The organism is Terrisporobacter mayombei, from assembly GCF_020748465.1.
Classification (GTDB): domain Bacteria; phylum Bacillota; class Clostridia; order Peptostreptococcales; family Peptostreptococcaceae; genus Terrisporobacter; species Terrisporobacter mayombei.
The window spans coordinates 1-547 of record NZ_JAHZMP010000079.1 but is presented as its reverse complement, the minus strand read 5'-3'; the positions used below and the strand labels follow the sequence as shown (position 1 = coordinate 547).

1 protein-coding gene is annotated in these 547 nt (G+C 30.5%); it reads right to left on the bottom strand.

Going from position 1 to position 547, the window contains the following annotated elements:
* Window positions 1-114: 114 nt before the first annotated feature.
* Window positions 115-547 (bottom strand): hypothetical protein (locus tag K0039_RS20415; RefSeq protein ID WP_331476803.1); only part of this gene is annotated, 433 nt, incomplete at its 5' end.

The window sequence follows — 547 nt, the reverse complement described above, 5'->3', positions numbered from 1 at the left end:
ATATACACCACCAACAGGTGCAATTACAATTCCAAGTAAATTTAAAAATCCTATAAAACCTTCATATATTCCAAATACAGCCAATAATGTTGCTATAATACCAAGGACTATAGTTTATACTTTCTCAGGAGCCTTCTTAAGTACAAGAGCTATACTTAATGATGCTGAATATACATTACTTGTATTTGTAGTCCATTGAGCTAATGTAAGTACTATTATACCTGGTATAGCAATCCCTAATGTAATAAAAATTCTCATAATATCTGAAGTTCCCATACATTTTACTAATACTATCGAAACTATTATCATAAAAGCATTTCCAAATTGTATTCCTAAAAAGCTTGAAAGAGCACAGTCTCTTCTACTTTTAGCCCAACGACTTATATCAGGAGATACAATTGCACCAACTATTATTATACTCATTGACAGAGAAACTCCACCTGCAAATGTCATAGTAGATTTCATATTATCATCAACTGAAATTCCATTTGCTCTAAAAGCTAAGAATATAGTTAGCATCATAAGAACTAATAAAAATGGTACTGAA